General features: G+C 56.0%; 17 protein-coding genes and 2 pseudogenes. 7 read left to right on the top strand and 12 right to left on the bottom strand.

Features of this window, described 5'->3' with window-relative positions; all coding sequences use genetic code 11:
• Positions 1-662: 662 nt before the first annotated feature.
• Together AC1DNK_RS22695 and AC1DNK_RS22690 are read right to left on the bottom strand one after the other, a co-directional pair.
• A pseudogene (locus AC1DNK_RS22695) lies at positions 663-906 on the bottom strand (type II toxin-antitoxin system RelB/DinJ family antitoxin).
• A 178-nt stretch (positions 907-1,084) separates the two neighbouring features.
• The gene (locus AC1DNK_RS22690) at positions 1,085-2,191 is read right to left on the bottom strand and encodes a Fic family protein (protein WP_477943452.1); all 1,107 of its coding nucleotides are present in this window, start codon (positions 2,189-2,191) and stop codon (positions 1,085-1,087) included.
• 195 nt (positions 2,192-2,386) lie between these two features.
• Between AC1DNK_RS22690 and AC1DNK_RS22685 the strand changes: the two genes are divergently transcribed.
• Positions 2,387-2,839: a hypothetical protein gene (locus AC1DNK_RS22685; RefSeq protein ID WP_477943576.1), complete on the top strand. Its 453-nt coding sequence runs from the start codon at positions 2,387-2,389 to the stop codon at positions 2,837-2,839.
• Between the two features lie 38 nt (positions 2,840-2,877).
• Here the strand turns inward: AC1DNK_RS22685 and AC1DNK_RS22680 are convergent.
• Positions 2,878-3,078: pseudogene (locus AC1DNK_RS22680) on the bottom strand (hypothetical protein); the annotation flags it as partial.
• A 29-nt stretch (positions 3,079-3,107) separates the two neighbouring features.
• Between AC1DNK_RS22680 and AC1DNK_RS22675 the strand changes: the two are divergent.
• The 3 genes from AC1DNK_RS22675 (at position 3,108) to AC1DNK_RS22665 (ending at position 6,003) form a co-directional block, all read left to right on the top strand.
• Positions 3,108-4,211 carry a histidine kinase dimerization/phosphoacceptor domain -containing protein gene (locus AC1DNK_RS22675; protein ID WP_477943451.1) on the top strand — a complete coding sequence of 368 codons (1,104 nt, stop codon included), beginning with the start codon at positions 3,108-3,110 and terminating at the stop codon, positions 4,209-4,211.
• Positions 4,198-4,650: a response regulator gene (locus AC1DNK_RS22670; RefSeq protein WP_477943450.1), complete on the top strand. Its 453-nt coding sequence runs from the start codon at positions 4,198-4,200 to the stop codon at positions 4,648-4,650. Before AC1DNK_RS22675 ends, AC1DNK_RS22670 begins: the two co-directional genes overlap by 14 nt.
• Positions 4,651-4,842: 192 nt before the next feature.
• A complete protein-coding gene (locus AC1DNK_RS22665) occupies positions 4,843-6,003 on the top strand; it encodes a GAF domain-containing protein (protein WP_477943449.1) in 1,161 nt (386 codons plus the stop codon).
• Positions 6,004-6,052: 49 nt separating this feature from the next.
• On the opposite strand, the gene AC1DNK_RS22660 is transcribed toward AC1DNK_RS22665, so the two are convergent.
• Positions 6,053-7,054, bottom strand: a complete 1,002-nt coding sequence (locus tag AC1DNK_RS22660) for a sensor histidine kinase (protein ID WP_477943448.1) — start codon at positions 7,052-7,054, stop codon at positions 6,053-6,055.
• Positions 7,055-7,217: 163 nt separating this feature from the next.
• Between AC1DNK_RS22660 and AC1DNK_RS22655 the strand changes: the two genes are divergently transcribed.
• Positions 7,218-10,331, top strand: coding sequence for a hybrid sensor histidine kinase/response regulator (locus AC1DNK_RS22655; RefSeq protein ID WP_477943566.1), 3,114 nt, complete (start codon positions 7,218-7,220; stop codon positions 10,329-10,331).
• Positions 10,332-10,675: 344 nt separating this feature from the next.
• Here the strand turns inward: AC1DNK_RS22655 and AC1DNK_RS22650 are convergent, their stop codons facing one another.
• From AC1DNK_RS22650 to AC1DNK_RS22615, 8 genes are all read right to left on the bottom strand, one after another.
• Positions 10,676-11,671 (bottom strand): sensor histidine kinase, encoded by a 996-nt coding sequence (locus AC1DNK_RS22650; protein ID WP_477943447.1) that lies wholly within the window; start codon positions 11,669-11,671, stop codon positions 10,676-10,678.
• 140 nt (positions 11,672-11,811) lie between these two features.
• Positions 11,812-12,087, bottom strand: coding sequence for a hypothetical protein (locus AC1DNK_RS22645; RefSeq protein ID WP_082597290.1), 276 nt, complete (start codon positions 12,085-12,087; stop codon positions 11,812-11,814).
• Positions 12,088-12,180: 93 nt separating this feature from the next.
• Positions 12,181-12,561, bottom strand: a complete 381-nt coding sequence (locus tag AC1DNK_RS22640; protein WP_477943446.1) for a DUF6481 family protein — start codon at positions 12,559-12,561, stop codon at positions 12,181-12,183.
• A gap of 30 nt (positions 12,562-12,591) precedes the next feature.
• The gene (locus tag AC1DNK_RS22635; RefSeq protein WP_477943445.1) at positions 12,592-12,816 is read right to left on the bottom strand and encodes a hypothetical protein; all 225 of its coding nucleotides are present in this window, start codon (positions 12,814-12,816) and stop codon (positions 12,592-12,594) included.
• A 122-nt stretch (positions 12,817-12,938) separates the two neighbouring features.
• Positions 12,939-13,148, bottom strand: a complete 210-nt coding sequence (locus AC1DNK_RS22630; protein ID WP_003575487.1) for a cold-shock protein — start codon at positions 13,146-13,148, stop codon at positions 12,939-12,941.
• An 800-nt stretch (positions 13,149-13,948) separates the two neighbouring features.
• Positions 13,949-14,140 carry a CsbD family protein gene (locus AC1DNK_RS22625; RefSeq protein WP_477943444.1) on the bottom strand — a complete coding sequence of 64 codons (192 nt, stop codon included), beginning with the start codon at positions 14,138-14,140 and terminating at the stop codon, positions 13,949-13,951.
• Positions 14,141-14,422: 282 nt separating this feature from the next.
• Positions 14,423-14,791, bottom strand: coding sequence for a response regulator transcription factor (locus tag AC1DNK_RS22620; protein ID WP_477943443.1), 369 nt, complete (start codon positions 14,789-14,791; stop codon positions 14,423-14,425).
• A gap of 177 nt (positions 14,792-14,968) precedes the next feature.
• On the bottom strand, positions 14,969-15,733 hold the full coding sequence (locus AC1DNK_RS22615) for an EAL domain-containing protein (RefSeq protein ID WP_477943442.1): 765 nt from the start codon (positions 15,731-15,733) through the stop codon (positions 14,969-14,971).
• A 187-nt stretch (positions 15,734-15,920) separates the two neighbouring features.
• On the opposite strand from AC1DNK_RS22615, the gene AC1DNK_RS22610 reads away from it, so the two are divergent.
• Together AC1DNK_RS22610 and AC1DNK_RS22605 are read left to right on the top strand one after the other, a co-directional pair.
• A complete protein-coding gene (locus AC1DNK_RS22610) occupies positions 15,921-17,438 on the top strand; it encodes a PAS domain S-box protein (protein ID WP_477943441.1) in 1,518 nt (505 codons plus the stop codon).
• 148 nt (positions 17,439-17,586) lie between these two features.
• Positions 17,587-17,766 carry a CsbD family protein gene (locus AC1DNK_RS22605; protein WP_112821086.1) on the top strand — a complete coding sequence of 60 codons (180 nt, stop codon included), beginning with the start codon at positions 17,587-17,589 and terminating at the stop codon, positions 17,764-17,766.
• Positions 17,767-17,789: the final 23 nt, after the last annotated feature.

The following is a 17,789-nucleotide window of genomic DNA, read 5'->3' as shown; positions in this document are numbered from 1 at the left end:
ACGCCTCCTCAGACTAAAGTCCGAGTTTAGATTTTTTGTGGAACGTAAAACCCTGGCGATCATTTAAACGCGGTCAAATAATTTGAGGTAAGGCCCCATGAAGAAAATTATCCTTGCTGTCGCCATCGCCTTTTCGTCCATCATTGCCGTCCCAGCAGCTTCTTACGCAGACACCGTCGTCATTCGTACTGATGACGGTCCTCGCCCGCATCGCGGCTGGGAAGGGGGCCACCACCGTGGTTGGGATAATGATCGGAGAGCACGGCTGGTACGTGAAGATTATCGTCGCCACCCGGGTTGCTTCACGAAACGAGTTGTAACCTATCGGGATGGTGAGCGAGTCTCGCGGACGACGAAGGTTTGTCGCTAACTGAATCTCAAGTTCGCCTTAAGGAGCCGGGAGCAAGCCACTCTCCGGCTCCTGTCGTTTGAAGAACCGCATGATCGGAGGGAGCGTTTAATGGAGCGTATTAATCGGTAATGGACGCCGCTATTGATGTGGGAGATGGCGTTGAAAATCTGAGCGCTGCAATTATCTGAACATCCCGTTTGGAAAAGAGGGTGTCGAAATGTGCTTGCTGAAAGAAGTTAATGAAGCTGAGCAACAGGGCCGTCACAGTGCAAGGTCGGCAACGCAAAGACAGACTAAGTAAGCTTCACGATTATCGCGACCCGGCTTTGAGTCGAGCGGCCGCTTGACGTTTGGCAAAACTCGTTGTCCGATAAATCCGGTCGTGCATTGTTCAACGTTTCAAGAACCTCGGTCCGAAACCCAGCGTCATGTGCTTCACTACCAGAAAGTAATTCAATAGGTGCGCGCCCTCGTTAGCAGTCCGGTTGCACGGACTCCGTTAGGCCCATGCTTTCAAGCACAGCTGAGGCGCGATCACGAACGTCGGCATCAATACTTGTTTAAACAAGTGCGTTTGCGGCCACGGCAATCTCCCACAACTCGCAAGATAACATTTTCAAGATTGAATTCACGCCGCCATCTCCGCCAAGGCTCTCTTAAGCTCCCGAGCGGAATCGATTAATCGTTCACCAAGACAATAACGTTGTTGGAATTTATTAGACTAGCTGCAATTTATTTGCGCAATGACAGCGAGTACCGGGTATGCCGACGTTCGCCAGTACGCGTCAGCGCACCGATCTCCACAAGCTGCTGAAGATCGCGTGTTGCGGTAGCGCGGGAGGTAGCTGTGATCGAGATGTAGTTTTCGGCACTTACCCCCCCCTTGAAACCTGCCGTGCCTTCCTTGAAGATGCGCGCGACTACCTTTTTCTGCCGCTCGTTGAGCTGGTCCCGGAAACGATCATAGAACTTAGCTTTCTGAATGAAGAAATCGATGCGCTCAAGCGTCGCCCGTTGAGCATCCAGGATCGTTTCTGAAAAGAAAATGATCCAGTCGGTGATATCAAGCTTGCGCTGGTGCCGCTCAAGCTCTGAGTAGTAGTCCTTCCGGCTCTTCTCGATTGTGAAGGCGAGTGAAAGGAGGCTTGGCTGCCCTATGTTTTGCGCCAGGGATTTCTCGGCGAGCGCGCGCCCAATTCGGCCGTTGCCATCCTCAAATGGATGTATGCTTTCAAAGTAAAGATGGCCTACTGCTGCGCGTGTCAAAGCTTGAAGCGACATGTGGCCATCTGGCCCGGATTGATTGAACCATGCGATGAAGGTCTCCATCTCAGTGGAAACCTGGCGGGACGGGGGAGCCTCGAAGTGGATTGTGGGCTTCTCAAATGGACCTGACACGATCTGCATGGCGTCTTCATGCTTGCGATAAGCGCCAACCGTTTCAATATATCGATTTCCGGCCATCAGCATTGAATGCCAGTGGAACAGTCCCTCACGACGCAGCGGCCTATGCCAACTTCGATAGACATCCGCCATCATCTCGGCGATCCCCCGCTCTTGTGGGCGGATATGTCTATCATCAGTGTCTAGCCCGAACTGCCGGCGGAGCGATGATTGAACACTCGCGCGGTCCAGAAATTCCCCCTCAATCTCTGAGGTCTTGATTGCTTCGTCGCTCAGCAACTCAATGCGAAGTTGGTTGCCGTCGTCATCGTTCAAATGTCGAACAGCACCGATAACCTCGCCGGCGGATTGCAAGAACTTTTGCTCCAATGGTACCAGGCTTGCGGTATCGTACCTGAAGTTTGGCCAATCGGGGTCCTGCCAGTTCCATTTCATGAGTTATAGCCGCCTTCTCTATAACTCATAATTACTGCCATTAATGATTTATTGCAAGCCTATCTATGCCTCAGCACCAAAATCTGCAGCTCTCCATTCAAGAGCCAGCGATCAACAGGTGACCACTAGCCCTAAACATATTTTGTCAAAGGGGCGCCCCTATTTCCGCTTGGTGTCGACAGAAATGAAATGAGCATGACCAAACACGACCCGTCATCACGTGTCCGCGTTTTTTGGCAGGTTGCCTGTGGCGTAGCCCTGCTCACTGGCCTGATGATCAGCCCGCGCTGCGGAAGAGATTACCTGCAACGACCGATCGAATTGACCTTGCGCGTGGAATCCCTACCAGACGAGCAGCAGGGAAGACGACTCAATCGCCTTCCACATGCCGACAAGCAACTCATTGGTTGTTTCGGCGGCCGCCTTCTTGCCGTCCTCACCGTGCTCGGTGAGACGTTGGATTTGTCAATCCGCCTCGACCGCGAGTGTTCACAGCTCAACTCCGTCGCGAGACCACCCGCACACAACTCGTCGCAGACCCAACGCGTGCTTCCTCTATCGATGAGAATCGCTGACGGAAGCGCCCTTGATGATCTTGTCGACGATGGATCGGTCGGCTCTGACCGCGATGCCCTCGTCGCGCTATAGATGGAGAGGTCGGCAAGGCCCTTGCTTCCGGCGCCCGAGCCGGTCAACACGACAGGACTGGCCGCAGAAATCAACGGCAGAGCCTTTTGCACCGTGAAGACCGTACCCTTGACGTTTATGTTGAAGACGCGGTCGAAATGGTCTTCCTCAATACCGCCGATTGGCGTGGACTCAGACACGCGGGCATAGGAGTTGGAAGACAGCGTGGTGGCAAGGGAACCATTGCTCTCTCTCGGCATTTATCCCCGTTGCAAATCAAGCGGTAATCATGGACGAGCGAAATAACTGGCATCTAACTGACCTCCTTCATGCCGAAAAGGGTCGGGGCGATCCCTTCGCCGCGGCTGTGCGGTCCACACGCATGCCAATGGCTATTACCGATCCAGCTCAGCCAGACAATCCGATTGTCTTTGTCAACGAAGCGTTTCAGCGCCTGACCGGCTACAGCCGCGATGAATGCATCGGCAAAAACTGCCGCTTTCTTCAGGGCCCAAATACTGACGCCGAGGCTGTCGCCAAGGTCCGCGCAGCCGTGGAGAGCAGTGGTGACATAGCAATAGACCTTCTGAACTACAAGAAGGACGGCACCACCTTCTGGAACGCGCTTTATCTCAGCCCGGTGCGCGGCGAAGATGGCACGGTACAGTTCTTTTTCGCCTCCCAACTCGATGTGACCGAGCGCGTCGAATCGCAACGGAGGATTGCCAATCAGAAGGAGCAGGTTGATCACGAGGTGAGAGTACGCACGGCAGACCTTGAGGCGTCTCTGGAAGCTCAGTCCTTGCTGCTTCATGAAGTTGATCATCGGGTGAAGAACAACCTGTCGGTGATCGGCTCCCTGTTGCGCATGCAGATCCGCGAGACCGAAGAGCCGACCGTTCGACGGGCCTTACGCTCGACGATGGAGCGGGTCGATGCCATGGCCGCCATCCATCGGCGGCTATACCAGGCCGGTGACGTTCGATATTTCGAGCTCTCTTCCTTCGTCCTCAATCTGATCCAGGATGCAATCAGTGGCAGCGCCTACGACACGGTGACTTTGGACTCCAGCGTCCGACGGACTCTCCTGCCATCGGGACAAGCGACGTCAGTCGGGCTTCTGATGAATGAGGTGCTTCTGCATCTGTTTGAAAGTTACTTGCCGCTCGCATCTGTCACACTTACCTGTCACTCCGACGGCAAAATGATTACCGTTACCCTCGGAAACCGGCTTTTAAGTAAAACGCCGCAACACGAGTTGCCCTCGATCAGCACCAAACTAATCGCACGGCTGGCGTCGCAGTTGAATGCGGAAGTGAGGTGGCATCGTTCGCTTGACGGTTCGGCAGCGACAATCAGCATTCCAGTGAGCAATATTGATGCAGAGACCTAAGCCACCCCTGAACATCCTGATCGTCGAGGATGAGCCTCTCATCGCGATGGATCTGGAAATGATGGTGGAAGAAGCCGGACACTTGGTCATTGCCGAAGCGACATCGCTCTACGATGCGCAGACTTTGGCTGACGATCTGCAGCCACACCTTGCATTTGTTGATATCCAACTTGCTGAGAAGACGAGTGGCCTCGATGTCTCGCAACTGATCCAGAAGCGGTGGCCAGGCACGATCATCGTTTTTGTTACCGCGAACCCGAAGATCATACCGCCTGACTTCGCCGGCGCGCATGGTGTCATGCCGAAACCACTGTCGCGTAGCGGCTTTCTTTCGGCCATGAAGTACCTGCAAGAAGGTGTCTGCGATCCGCCGCCAACGATCCAGCAGCCAAATAGCTTCACCGCATCGCCGGCGTTTGCGGCCACATGGGAAGAATGAAAACTAACTGGTCTTGTTGCCGACTGTTTCCAGGCCGAAGTCCTTTGGAAGTCTCGGACACGGCGAAACACCGCCCTAAATCGCTTTTGCTTGCTTTCGCTGGCCCTAATATGTAACCCAAGACCACTAATCGTGGGCAAGGTACCGCCATATCGGCTGGTAAAGATCGTAAACAATGTCCAAGGACGCTATTTGACCTACTCTACTGAGCTCGCATCACCGACCATCGAAGCCTTAGAGTCCTCCGATCACTCTGGTGAGCGACTAAGTGCTCTCTACCAGACCGATCTTATGGACAGCGGTCCGGAGGAACGGTTCGATCGTTTGACGCGGTTGGTTGGAGCGACCCTGTCTGTACCGGTTGCTCTCGTCTCTCTCGTTGACACCAAGCGACAGTTTTTCAAAAGCACATTCGGTCTTCCTGAGCCGTGGAAAACCCAGCGCGAAACGCCGCTGACGCATTCGTTCTGCCAGCACGTGGTTGCGAGGGCCGCTCCACTGGTTATCGACGATGCGACACTCGACCCCCTCGTTTGCAACAACCTCGCCATCCCAGAACTGAACGTCAGAGCGTACCTTGGCATCCCCTTGTTGACTGGCGAGGGCCATGTCTTAGGATCTCTTTGCGCGATCGACAGTCAGCCGCACCAGTGGTCGGGTCGCGAGCAGGAGATCCTGGCGGATTTCGCCAAGCTCGTTGAAGAGCAGATTGCGTTGCGGGAACGGGTCGAACAGCTGGCCCGGTTCGACGAGCAGCGATCGCTGATCCAGGGCGAGCTCGCACATCGGATTAAGAACATCTTCTCGGTGATCTCGAGCCTGCTCGTTGTATCGGCGAGGACCGAAACGGATCTCGATGGATTTGTACGAAGTGTGACGGGCCGAATACAGGCGCTTAGCAAGGCGAACGATTTTATCGTCAAGGCCGGGTCGGAAAGCGAGGGCGCAACAAGTGGGATGGCAGGCTTGATAGACGCGCTTCTCGCGCCGTTCAAACGGGACGACCGACAGGTCATTTTCTCCTGTCCGTCGGTGTCTGTCGGCGAGAAAACAGCGGCCGCTCTTGCCTTGGTCATCCATGAGCTCGCTACAAATTCTGCGAAATACGGTGCACTCTCGACCGTGAATGGACATATCGAGCTTGAATGCCGCTGCGAAGGCGACGTGTTCAAGATCGTATGGCGAGAGATCGGTGGGCCACCCGTGCCAGAGGAACCAAACAGGAAAGGCTTCGGGACCAGAATGGTTGCGCGAACAGTCGAAGCGCAACTCATGGGAAAGATCGAGCGATGGTTCAGGCGTGATGGGCTGGTGGTTACTGTCGATATCCCGACGGCGGTGATCGAGCGATAGCTGGATTTTATCCCCCGCAGAAACCTAGACGCGAGAATTGTCAAACAGGTCAGGCCGCCAAATGGCTTTCCTTCATCCTGAGTGTCACGACGACGCCGCCCTCGACCCAGTTGTAGTCGATTGAACCTCCGAGCTGGCCCGAAATCGTCCGCTGAAGGAGCTTGCTGCCATATCCCTCTGTCGACTTAGCCTCTTCGACGGGATCACCGCCGTGTTCGCTCCAGATGATTTCGATGTTGTCTTCCTCGACACTCCCGGAGATATCCAGCAAGCCGGCATCATTCGATAGCGCGCCATATTTCAGCGAATTGGTTGCGAGCTCATGGATGACAAGAGCAAGGCTTGTGGCAGCCTTCTCCCCCAGCCCCATGCGCGGGACGGCAACGCGAATGCGGCCGGCGAAAGCGCCGACATCGTCGTAAGGCGCCAACAGCACGGTAAACAAGTCCCCCAGTAAAGCTGCTCTCCCCTGCCCATCCGGAAGTGGCCGAACGAGCTCGTGGGCGCGCCCGAGCGCGGTCAGGCGCTGCGTCAGCTGCTTTGCCATCTCCTCCTTCGTCTCGGTAGACCGCGACGTGATGTTCGTCAGACCGGCGGCCAAGGCCAGCAGGTTCTTGACCCGGTGGCTCATTTCACCGGCGAGCAGCTCGTGACCTTCCTCCGCCTGCTTGCGCCCCGTCACATCGAGGAAAATGCCTGTCATCTTTTTCGTTGCAGCATCGCCTTCGTTGCCTTGTCCTCGCGCGGAAATCCATCGCACATCGGAGGCCGTGGTCAGAATGCGGAAGTCAATTTCGAACGGACCGTCGATCGCGCGGGTCGCGACGAATGCAGCCCTCACCCGGTCCCGATCGGCGGGATGAACCTTGGCGGAGAGATGTTCGAACGTGAGGTCCGTTTCCACGGAAACATCCCAGAGCTCGTAGGCTTTGGCATCCATTACGAACGTGTCTTCGTCGACGATCCAGGTCCAAAGTGCGACACCTGCCGACTTAATAGCCTGTCTGAGTTCGTGGGCGCTCCATTCAGGCTGCGCCTCTGCTTGGCTCATTTTTTATCTCTCCGCCATATCCAAAAACTGGCCCGATCTAGAACTAGCGGGCTGGACAAGCGTTATCAATGGCCTAAGTCCGCCGTGCAATTATCCGCCGGGACATGCGATGACCGAACAAGCTTCTAACAAATACCTGGACGTATTCGTCGGTGACAGTGAAATGGCGCACATGATGCGCCAGCATGATTGGCCGAACAGTTCGCTCGGCACACCAGACACCTGGCCAGAAGCTCTGAAGGTCGCGTTGCGCCTGTTACTAACGTCGAAGTTCGAAATGTGGCTCGGATGGGGACCTGAGATCGCGTTTTTCTATAACGATGCGTACCGACCGACACTGGGGAACAAGCACCCCAATGCACTGGCTGTGCCGACGAAAATCCTTTGGACGGAAATCTGGGACGATATCAGGGAGCGCCTGGAAACCGTCTATGCCACTGGTCAAGCCACCTGGGACAGAGCGCTTTTGCTTCTGCTCGAGCGTAACGGATACTCTGAAGAAACCTACCACACTTTCTCCTACAGCCCTTTGATTGGCGACACCGGTAAGGTCGAAGGTGTGTTTTGCGCCGTGGCCGAGGAGACCGAGCGGGTCATCGGCGAGAGGCGCATCTCGACGATGAGGGCGCTGGCCTCCGAACTTGCGGCTGCCGATACGCGACTTGACGTCATAAGCGCGTCTTGTGGAGCCTTGAACGACAACCTTCGGGACCTGCCGTTCAGTGCCCTTTATCTTTTCGACGAACATGGCATCGCGAAACGGGAGTGGGTATGCGGCGCGCCAGATAACCATCCACTGATGCCCTTGGAAATCGTCAGCGGCGCTGGTTTCTGGAAGCTGGAGCGCGCGTGGACGGAGCAAGCCGTCGAGCTGATTGAGCTAACGGGCATTGGTGACATTCCATCGGGACCGTGGCCTAAGGCACCGAAACGGGCGGCGGTCGTCCCCCTGATTGGACAGGGCGGAGGTAAGCCGAAAGGAATATTGATCAGTGGACTCAATTTCCACCGTGCGGTCGACGATGAGTATCTCGACTTCCTCAAGCTGATCGCCGGGCAGATCGCCTCGCGGCTGGCAAGCGCAGAAGCATTCGAAACGGAACGCCGTCGGGCCGCGGCTTTGGCGGAAGCCGCCCAATTGCGAGAGCAAGCCGCAGTCGCTCTTGAACAGCTCAATCGCCAGCTTTCCTCGGAAGTCGAACTCCGCACCGCCGAGCGTGATCGGATGCGAGATCTGTTCCAGCAGGCGCCGAGCTTCATGTGTATCCTCAGAGGGCCGGATCATGTCTTCGAGCTCGTCAATGACGCCTACCTGCAACTGGTCGGGAACCGTCAGCTCCTGGGTCTGAGCGTCAGGGATGCTTTGCCCGAGGTTGAAGGACAGGGCTTCTTCGACTTGCTCGATGGCGTTTTCCAGACAGGCAAGCCCTATATCGGACGCAACCTCCAAGTGTTTCTTAAGCGCGAGGGCGATAAAGAAACCGATGAGCGGTTCATCAACTTGATCTATCAGCCGATATTCGACGCGGTTGGCAAGGTAACAGGCATTTTCGTTGACGGGTTCGACGTCACCCATCAGAAGCGGGCGGAAGATCAGCTCCAGAGCCTCAATCATACGCTTGAACAACGTGTCGAGCAGCGCACCCATGAACTGCGATCGGCTCTCCTGCAGCTGGAGAAAGAAACCGTCGAGCGCGAAACCGCTCAGATGGCTCTGCGGCAGGCGCAAAAAATGGAGGCGCTCGGCAATCTCACCGGCGGCGTCGCGCACGATTTCAACAACCTTCTCCAGGTCGTGAGCGGAAACCTGCAGCTCTTGTCCAAAGACATCGACGGCAACGCGAGGGCGGAGCAGCGCCTGGACAACGCCTTGGCCGGCGTCGCCCGTGGCGCAAAACTTGCGTCGCAACTCCTGGCGTTCGGGCGCCGACAGCCGCTCGAGCCGAAGGTCGTCAATTGCCGCAAGCTCATCCAGAACATGGACGACATGCTTCGCCGCGCGCTGGGCGAAGAGATCGAGCTCGAAACTATCGTTTCTGGCGGATTGTGGAACACCCTTATCGATCCCGGCCAGCTGGAAAATGCAATCCTGAACCTCGCGATCAATGCCCGGGATGCGATGGATGGCCGCGGACGGCTGACGATCGAGACAGCCAACGCCGTGCTCGACGATGACTACGCCCGCATGCATGAGGACGTTCGTCCTGGTCAATACGTCTTGGTCGCCGTAACGGACACGGGATCAGGAATACCATCCGATATTATCGATCACGTGCTCGAACCATTCTTCAGCACCAAGTCCGAAGGCAAAGGAACGGGTCTAGGACTTTCCATGGTCTACGGATTCCTGAAGCAGTCCGGCGGCCACCTCAAGATCTACTCGGAGGTCGGCCATGGTACGACGATGAAACTCTATATGCCGCGCACCATGCAAATCGAGGACGGGCTGGCGAACTTGAATGCTATCCCGATCAAGGGTGGCACCGAGACCGTTCTCGTCGTCGAAGACGACGACGGAGTTCGAGATACCTCGGTCGCACTTTTGACCGATCTCGGGTATCGCGTTCTCAAAGCCCACGATGCCCAGTCCGCCTTTGCTATCGTCAATAGCGGCATACCGATCGATCTTTTATTCACCGACGTCGTGATGCCCGGCCCTATGCGCAGTACGGAGCTTGCCAGAAGGGCAAAGGCGCTCCTTCCTAACATGGCAGTGCTCTACACGTCGGGCTACACCGAAAACTCGATCGTGCACGGTGGCAGGCTGGATGCCGGCGTGGACCTGCTCTCCAAGCCCTACACCCGCGAAACACTTGCCCGGAAAATCCGGCACGTCCTGAGCAACGCGCGCCAGCATCAGATCGCCGTGGAGCGATTGGAACGGCAAGAGCAAGTGCCTCCCTTCGCACAGAAGGTCGGTCGGACGGAACGTGCGAGAGTACTCGTGGTGGAAGACGAGCCTTTGATCCTGATGTCGACGGTCGATATGGTCAGCGAGCTAGGCCATACGGCTCACGAAGCTGGCTCAGCAGAAGATGCCCTTGCGGTGCTGGAAACCCATGACATCGATGTCCTGCTTACCGATATTGGCCTGCCCGGCATGTCTGGGACCGATCTGGCCCAACAGGTCCGGAAGCGCTGGCCTTCCGTGCGCATCGTGTTTGCAAGCGGTGACGACAGCGCGAGGTCGGCCTCAGGTATTGAAGATGCACTTCATCTGCCAAAGCCATTCACGATCGACGGATTGGCCGAGATCCTCTCAGCGTCAAATATGTGAATGAATCCAATGCCCGTAGTCTGGCGGATCGACTTGCTGACGGAAGGCACGCCGTTCCTCCGCGCAATAGGCACAAGGGCCAAGATCTATCGTAATGGTTGTCTTGGCTGGCCTCCCTTCGTAAACGAACACAAGTCTGCAAATGGATCCTCTTTCATTCGCTCGCAATCCTTTAACACGCTCTCTCCAACCAGTTCCGGAGTCCCTATTGGCTGCTCGATCAATATTTCAAGCAGGCCCGCGAGGACGAAGTTGCAGAAAGTCAATCGGAGCCGGGGCTAGGGAAAGCCGAACTATCTCGGGAGGAGCTTAACAAGTTCAAGGCGAGGACGACAAAATCTGATTTAGCTTAGCGGCGCCAAGGACCCGAGCCCGATCTGGATACGTGCGAGAGGCGCTGTGAACTTCCAGACAACCAGTCCGCCATCTAAACTCCAAGTCGCCTGACCTGAGAGAGCAGATGGCACCAGCTGAGCGAGCACTAGAGCGCCAAAGCCTTCTTCCTGCGCCAGTAAATCTGCATAAGCTACGGCTTGCTCAGACCAAATGAGCTCAAATATGTCGACGCCCCCGTCACTGGTTAGTCGCCACGTAATGGATATGCCGGCGACATCAGTGACGCCAAAGCGCATCGCATTCATGATCAGTTCGTGGAAGGCCATGCCGAGATTGAGAACGGCGTTGGCGTCAAGCACGATCTTCGGGCCTAGAATTTGGACCGGCTGGAAAGCTTCGAAGGGCTTGAGCTGATGAGTCACGAGATCGGCAAGGCTGACACCGGCCCAATCGACTTGCGACAGAAGATCATGGGAATGCGAAAGCGCCATGATCCGTTCGCGGACCCGCCTCTCAAATTCTTCGATTGAGTGAGACCGTGTTGCCGTCTGTCGGATGACCGCCAGGACGACAGCATACTGATTTTTGACGCGGTGGTTGATCTCTCGCATTAAAAGGCGGAGCCGGCGATCGTTCTCGCGCGTTTCCGAGATGTCCCGGGCGATGGTAGATGCACCGACGAGCTTGCCAGCGCGGCTCTTGATGGGGGAGATGGTGATCGAGATCGGGATTATCCGTCCATCTCGGTGCCGGCGCGTCGTCTGGAAAGTTTCGATCCGCTCCCCTAGCTTCAGCCGCCGGAGGATATCCGCCTCCTCATCCCATTTGTCGTCAGGAATGATCAGATAGATCGACTGTCCGACCGCCTCGCTTTCCGGATACCCGAACATGCGCTCTGCCGCCTTGTTCCAGCTGACGATCGCACCGAAAAGATCCTTGCTGATGATCGCGTCGAAAGAAGACTCTACAATTGCTGCGAGGCGTTCTGCGCTGTGCTCGTCCATGTACGACCGCTTGGCTTATTGATGCTGACGCTGGAGTGATTTAGGCAGGCGCCCGACAGATCAACCCGGCAAACCCTTTGAAAGTTCAAGGCGGTCACATTTTTCTGAAAAGCTAGCGCCTCCGCGAGCCTTTATCGTGGTCAGGCACGATCGTAGGTAAATGAGGTCAGCAACGTCGTTACGAAATTGCTAGCTCTTTCCTTGACCAGCACCTCCGTCCACTCGTCAGTGCCGCGAAGCCTCAAATCCGTGTAGATACTGTCGACGGCAGCTTCTTCGATCCGCTTGATATGCGTGTTGAATGACGCTTCACCGCCGGCATGATACATGTCTCGGATGACCATGCGCAGGATTTCCTGAATCGCAATTTGCCAGGAGGTGTTGATTGCCTGTAGTTCGTTCGGGTCCGTTGCCATGGTTGGCTCCTCGAGACTGTGTAAAGTCGGGCATGACGGCGTCGCGCTGATCTATCTCACGGACCCATCCGATAGAGGGTGGGTCCCTGGATACTAAGCCTGCCGGGCCTTGCGGGCGGCATAACGTCTGTCGCGTTCAGCCTTGCGAGCGGCCTCGTCTTGAATAACACGTGATATCCGGGCAGTCTCGGCCGACTGTCGCGCCTCGATCTCAGCTGCAGCTGCTGCCTCGATGGCCGCCTGTTCCTGAGCCGCAAGGGTCTCGACCCGGGTAAGCTCCTCATGCTTCAGCCGATCCCGTTCCGCACGGCGCGCCTCGCGTGCTTCAACAAGAGAGATGCGCTCGGCCTGTCTGGCGGCCTGTGACGGCTCCGCCGCCGTCTTTGCAGCTCGGTAGCTCGTGAGAAGAGCTGTCTTGGCGTCCGCAGCAGCGGAGCGTCGGTCGGTAAGTTCGTTGTTTCTGGCGTTTCTCAAATTTTTATCCTGATAGTGTCGTTGGGATGATCAGCTGGCCTTGGATCGTTTGGCAAGCAGCGCAGATGTTGCAGACATCCGGTCGGCTTGCTCCTTGGCGAGGCGCGCTTCGCGCAGCCTAAACGTCTTGGCATCGCGCGCCTGTGCCACGGATTCTAGCTCTTCAGCCGCATTGTTCTTGGCGAAGAACTCCGACTGGAGATTGCCGAAGGCGGTCTCGGCCTGCTGGCGAGATTTACTATATGTCTCTGTCATTGAATGTCCTCGATGTTGGCTGTGAGGCAAAACGAAAAAGGCCAGGCGAACTGCCTGGCCTCAAAGTGATAATTGCTTCCGGCGATGCCAGTACATCCGTGGTCAAAGGGAAGCAGATATCGTTAAGCGGACTGCAGATTGCAGGCTGACATCTTGCCCGACTTGTTGTCGCGCTCGAGTTCAAAGCCGATCTTCTGGCCTTCGACCAGCTCGCGCATTCCGGCGCGCTCGACAGCGGAAATATGAACGAAGGCGTCAGCGCCGCCGTTGTCAGGCTGGATGAAGCCGAAGCCCTTGGTGGAATTGAACCATTTTACTGTGCCAGTGGTCATGATGAACCCTTTCAAAGCATAGAGTGAGGGACCGCGCAGCGGATGCCACGCAGATAAAAACCGACTATTTTTGAAAGAGAAGTTCGCTTAGAGCGCGGTGCCAATCGCGCGGTAGACAAAGCTCGGCAAGCAAAAGATCGATGGCACATCTATAGGGTAAAGGAGCAACGGCGTCAACGCTTAGTTTTCTCGATACCCATTTTTCTATTATTGGTTGTCATATCAGTCTGAGTTGCGCGAGCCCCGCCGCTGGCGGCGCCATTCGAATGTCCCCGACGAGCATAAGCTTGCGGCCGATGCAGGCAGATCAGCGGGTGGAATGGGAGTGCTTCCTCTGAAACTGTAGCTGTAAGCATCTTTAAAGAGCGTTGAGCCACCGGCGATCGCCGCCTCCCTATCAGGAAAGCAGGACTGAGCGGATTCAAAACCGAGGGCGGATACTTCCCGGGATTAGCACCTATCCTTTTGGGAGGGCATTGGCATAAGCCGCAGCTTCTCTAGCGTACGGAAAATCGTCACCCGGCTGTAAAGTCCCATTGTAGGCCTTGAAGATCGGTCCATCGACCTCAACAATTTTATGGCCATTCACGACCTCGAATTTTGGTGTCTTCTAGCCCATGCGGAGCTTCGCCTGATTAAACTCAGCCGGCGGATCGGATGGGCAGCATTTCCGTGTCGCAGTTTCTGCCGTCGGATGCCGATGATTCGAAGCAGTCAAAGGCTGTTGGAGATCTTGAGGGCCCCGTTATAGAAAAAGGCCCGCTGAATAGCAGGCCTTTCGTATTTGGGCAGAATTGACGTCAGGCTTTGTCGACAACATTCTTGACAGCGTCCTTGGCATGACCCTTGGCCTGCTGCGCATCACCCTTTGCTTCCTGGGCAGCGCCTTTTGCCTCCATGTTGCGATTGCCGGTGGCGTCACCGACCGCTTGCTTCGCCTTGCCGGTCAACTCATTGGCTTTGCCCGAAATCTTGTCTGATGTCGAACCCATGTCCGCATTCTCCTATTTGACGGAATCGCACAGCCTTCAAGTCGCTTTCCGGTCATACGCCGGTTAAGTCCATCTCTCGCCGTTTAACGAACCGCTTGTGTAAGTAACGCCATCAGACGATCATCGTTCCGGATCGATTTGCAGAGTACCAATCCTCCTAGGTGAGGTCCGTGTTCTCGCCGAGACATTTTTGGTTGGCTCGAAGTGGAGACGACCGCATCGCTGAGACTGTTCGGCGACATCGTTGCCGATCTCTTGCCACAGCTGGCATTCCAACGCTCACTACCATGCAGCCATCTCCCGGATCGCGCCAACGACGAGTGAGTGGTTGTAAGGTTTGCTGAAAAACCTGCCTTGAACCGGCAGTTCGTCATCGCTTAAATGCCGGTGTCCAGACGTTACGATAATCTGCACGGGGGGCCATCGGTCCCTCACCGCGGCCGCAAGCCTTAGCCCGTCCATGCTGCCAGGCATATCTATGTCCGTGAACATGACACGGATGCCGGAGTGAAGATGCAGGATCTCAATTGCCTCGTCGGCATTTGCTGCTTCGTAAACCTCGAACCCCTCGTCGTCCAGCAATGTAGCCATGTCCATCCGGATGAGGGCTTCGTCTTCGACAATAAGTACCGCGATCCCGCTTTTGGCCATTGTTCATCATTCCCCTGCCCGCCGGGTTCCGATGTGTCTTTTTTAATAGGGCGGACGAGCTCGGATAACGCGCCTGGAGAAATTATGATCCGTGGGAGGGGTAAGTCAGAATTTTTCTGTGTAGTGAACCCGTGCGGTCCGTGACGGCTTTGCACACCGGATCTGCGGCGTATGCGCTCAAGCCGCGGGGTTGATTGGGATCCGTCCAACTGGAACTGCCAGTGATTCAAAACTTGGCTTCGCCAAGACGTATCCCTGTATCAGCGACACACCGAGGTCCCTCAGTGCCGCCAACTCGTCAGCAGTTTCTACGCCCTCGCACAGCGGCAGGATCGCCAGATCCTCGAGCATATGGAGGGTATGCTTTACGATCCTTCGCCTGACGGGATCGGTATCGATCCCGCGGATCAGGTCCATGTCCAACTTCACGATGTCAGGCTGAAAGTGGGTAAGAAGGCCAAGGCCTGAATGACCAGCACCGAAATCGTCGATAGCCGTCTTGAATCCGATATCCCTGTAGGTCCGAAGGATATGAAGAATGTGATTGGTGTCGAGCTGCTCGTTCTCGGTGAATTCGAAGATAATGCGGTCAAGTGGAAAACCGGTCTTCATGGCAGTGGCGAGCGTAAGGCGAATACAAGCACGCGGCTCATAGACCGCGTTCGGCATGAAATTGATCGATAGCTTCACATCATCGGTGGGATCAAAGAGTAAGGATGCCAGCTCGATCGCTTTGACCCGACATTGCTGGTCGAAAGCATACCGATTGGCCTCCCGAACCTGGCCGAGAACCGATCCGGCCCCCTCGCCCTTCGGACCACGCACCAAAGCCTCGTGGGCAAAGACAGCGCCCGTCGTAATATTGACGATCGGCTGAAACGCCATCGAAAATGGCAGGTCAAAAACGGCGCCATCGCGGCAACCATCACATTTCGTCGACATCAGCAGGGCTCCGTTATGTGCCGAAAGTTATAGGGTCAGCATTAATCTTCTGTTTCGGCCGAGCGCGAGAAATGACGCCGTCGGCAGTTCGAAGGTAGATAAACCCAAAACGGCGACGCAGATTTTCCTTTCCCCTGGCCTGCAAGGATGCGACGTATTCGTTTATCGGACGTAGCTGAGAGACGAGATGAGCAATAATCCCGAGCCCCCCAAGATTAACAAGGGCAGCCTACAAGAACTGATCGGGGGCCTCAGCGACGGGATCATCCTCGTCGAACCAGGCGGACGCATCACTTGGGCCAATACCGCTGCAATCACGATGCATCGGATCAGCGGCATCGAGGAACTCGGCGGCGACGCAACTGGATACCGCCGGGCATTCACGCTGCGGTACCGCAACAACCACCCTTTGGAGGAAGGCCAATACCCGATCGAGCGCCTGCTTGGCGGCGAGACGATTGATGACGTTACAATAGAGGTGTCGCCTGCCGCCGATCTCGATCTGGTGTGGGTGCACACTGTTCGCACGATGATCATAACTGACGCAGGCGACAAGCCTGATGTACTTGCACTGATCATGAAAGACGAAACACCACGATTTGAAGCGGAGGAACGATTCGAGCGTTCATTCAATGCCAATCCCGCGCCGGGGCTCATCTGCCGGCTGGACGACTGCCGCTTTATCCGCGTCAATCAGGGCTTTCTAGAAATGACAGGCTTCACCAAAGAAGACGTCATCGGCAAGACCGTGGATGCGATCGGCCTGTTCTCGAACTGCGACACCGGGGACGATGCCCTATTGAAACTCACCGAGGGCCGGGTGATCCGACATCGAGAGGCACTTGTTCCTCTTCCCGACGGTGGCGACCGGCTTGTCATCGTTGCAGGCGAGCCGATTTCCGTCGTCGAAGAGCCCTGTATGCTGTTTACCTTTGCCGACCTCGATGCTCGACGAAAGGCTCAGAATGCTCTTCGTCAGAGCGAGGAACGGTTCGCAAAGTCCTTCCGGCTTTCACCTGCTCCGGCGGCTATTTCCCGGCTCGATGACTTCGTCTTCACAGAAGCAAACGACGCCTTCCTGCAAATTTCCGGCTACAGCTTAACGGAGGTTGTCAGCCGAACGGCAGGCGAACTCCACCTATGGGAGGACATTGCCGCCAGACGCGCCGTCGAGCAGAAGCTGCGTGACAATACCTTCGTTCGCAATGAGCCGATGCGGATGAAGCAAAAAGATGGTGGTGTCGCCGACTGTCTTGTTTCCGCTGAACGCGTGGAAATCAATGACGAGCAATGCGTCATTTGGGCCCTTCAGGACGTAACGGAACGCCGGCGAAGCGAAGCGCAACTCGTTGAGGCGATCGAAAGTGTCATGGCCGACACGTCCTGGTTCAGCCGCTCCATTGTCGAGCGACTCGCGACGCTAAAGCAAGGGTCGACGACGACGCCGACCGCGGGACTGCTGGAGCTTAGCGAGCGGGAGCGGGACATCCTGGGCCTGATCTGCAAAGGCCATAGCGATGCTGAAATGGGAGAGACCCTACATCTTTCAAAGAACACCATCCGCAACCACATCGCATCCCTATACGGAAAGATCGGCGTTAACCGGCGTGCGGCCGCAGTCATCTGGGCGCGGGAACGCGGCTTTACAGGTGGTCCCGACGAAAAATCTCGAGCGCGTGGGGGTCAAACAGCGCGCGGAAAATGACGTTGAGCCCGCAAAAAGGTCATTTGATACTAATTGCGATAGTACTTTCCACTCTGAACTTTCATCGGGAAGGGTTCTATTTCCAACATCATGACGCCGGCGAATTCGGTGTCACATGATTGAAACGCTGTCTAAGAAAGGCTGCATTATGGATAAGAACCGTATCGAAGGTGCCGCAAAGGAACTGAAGGGCACGATCAAGGAAGTTGCCGGCAAGCTCACCGGTAATGACAAGCTCGAAGCCGAAGGCAAGGTCGACAAGGCCGCCGGCCAGGTGCAGAGCACGGTTGGCAAAGGCAAGGACGCCATCAAGGATGCGTTGAAGTAGGTCTCTTGCGATCAACCGGCTCG

The sequence above is a fragment of the Rhizobium sp. 01N424 genome (genome assembly GCF_056399485.1).
The sequence above is the reverse complement of the archived record's forward strand: the minus strand, read 5'-3'. Positions and strand labels throughout refer to the sequence as shown.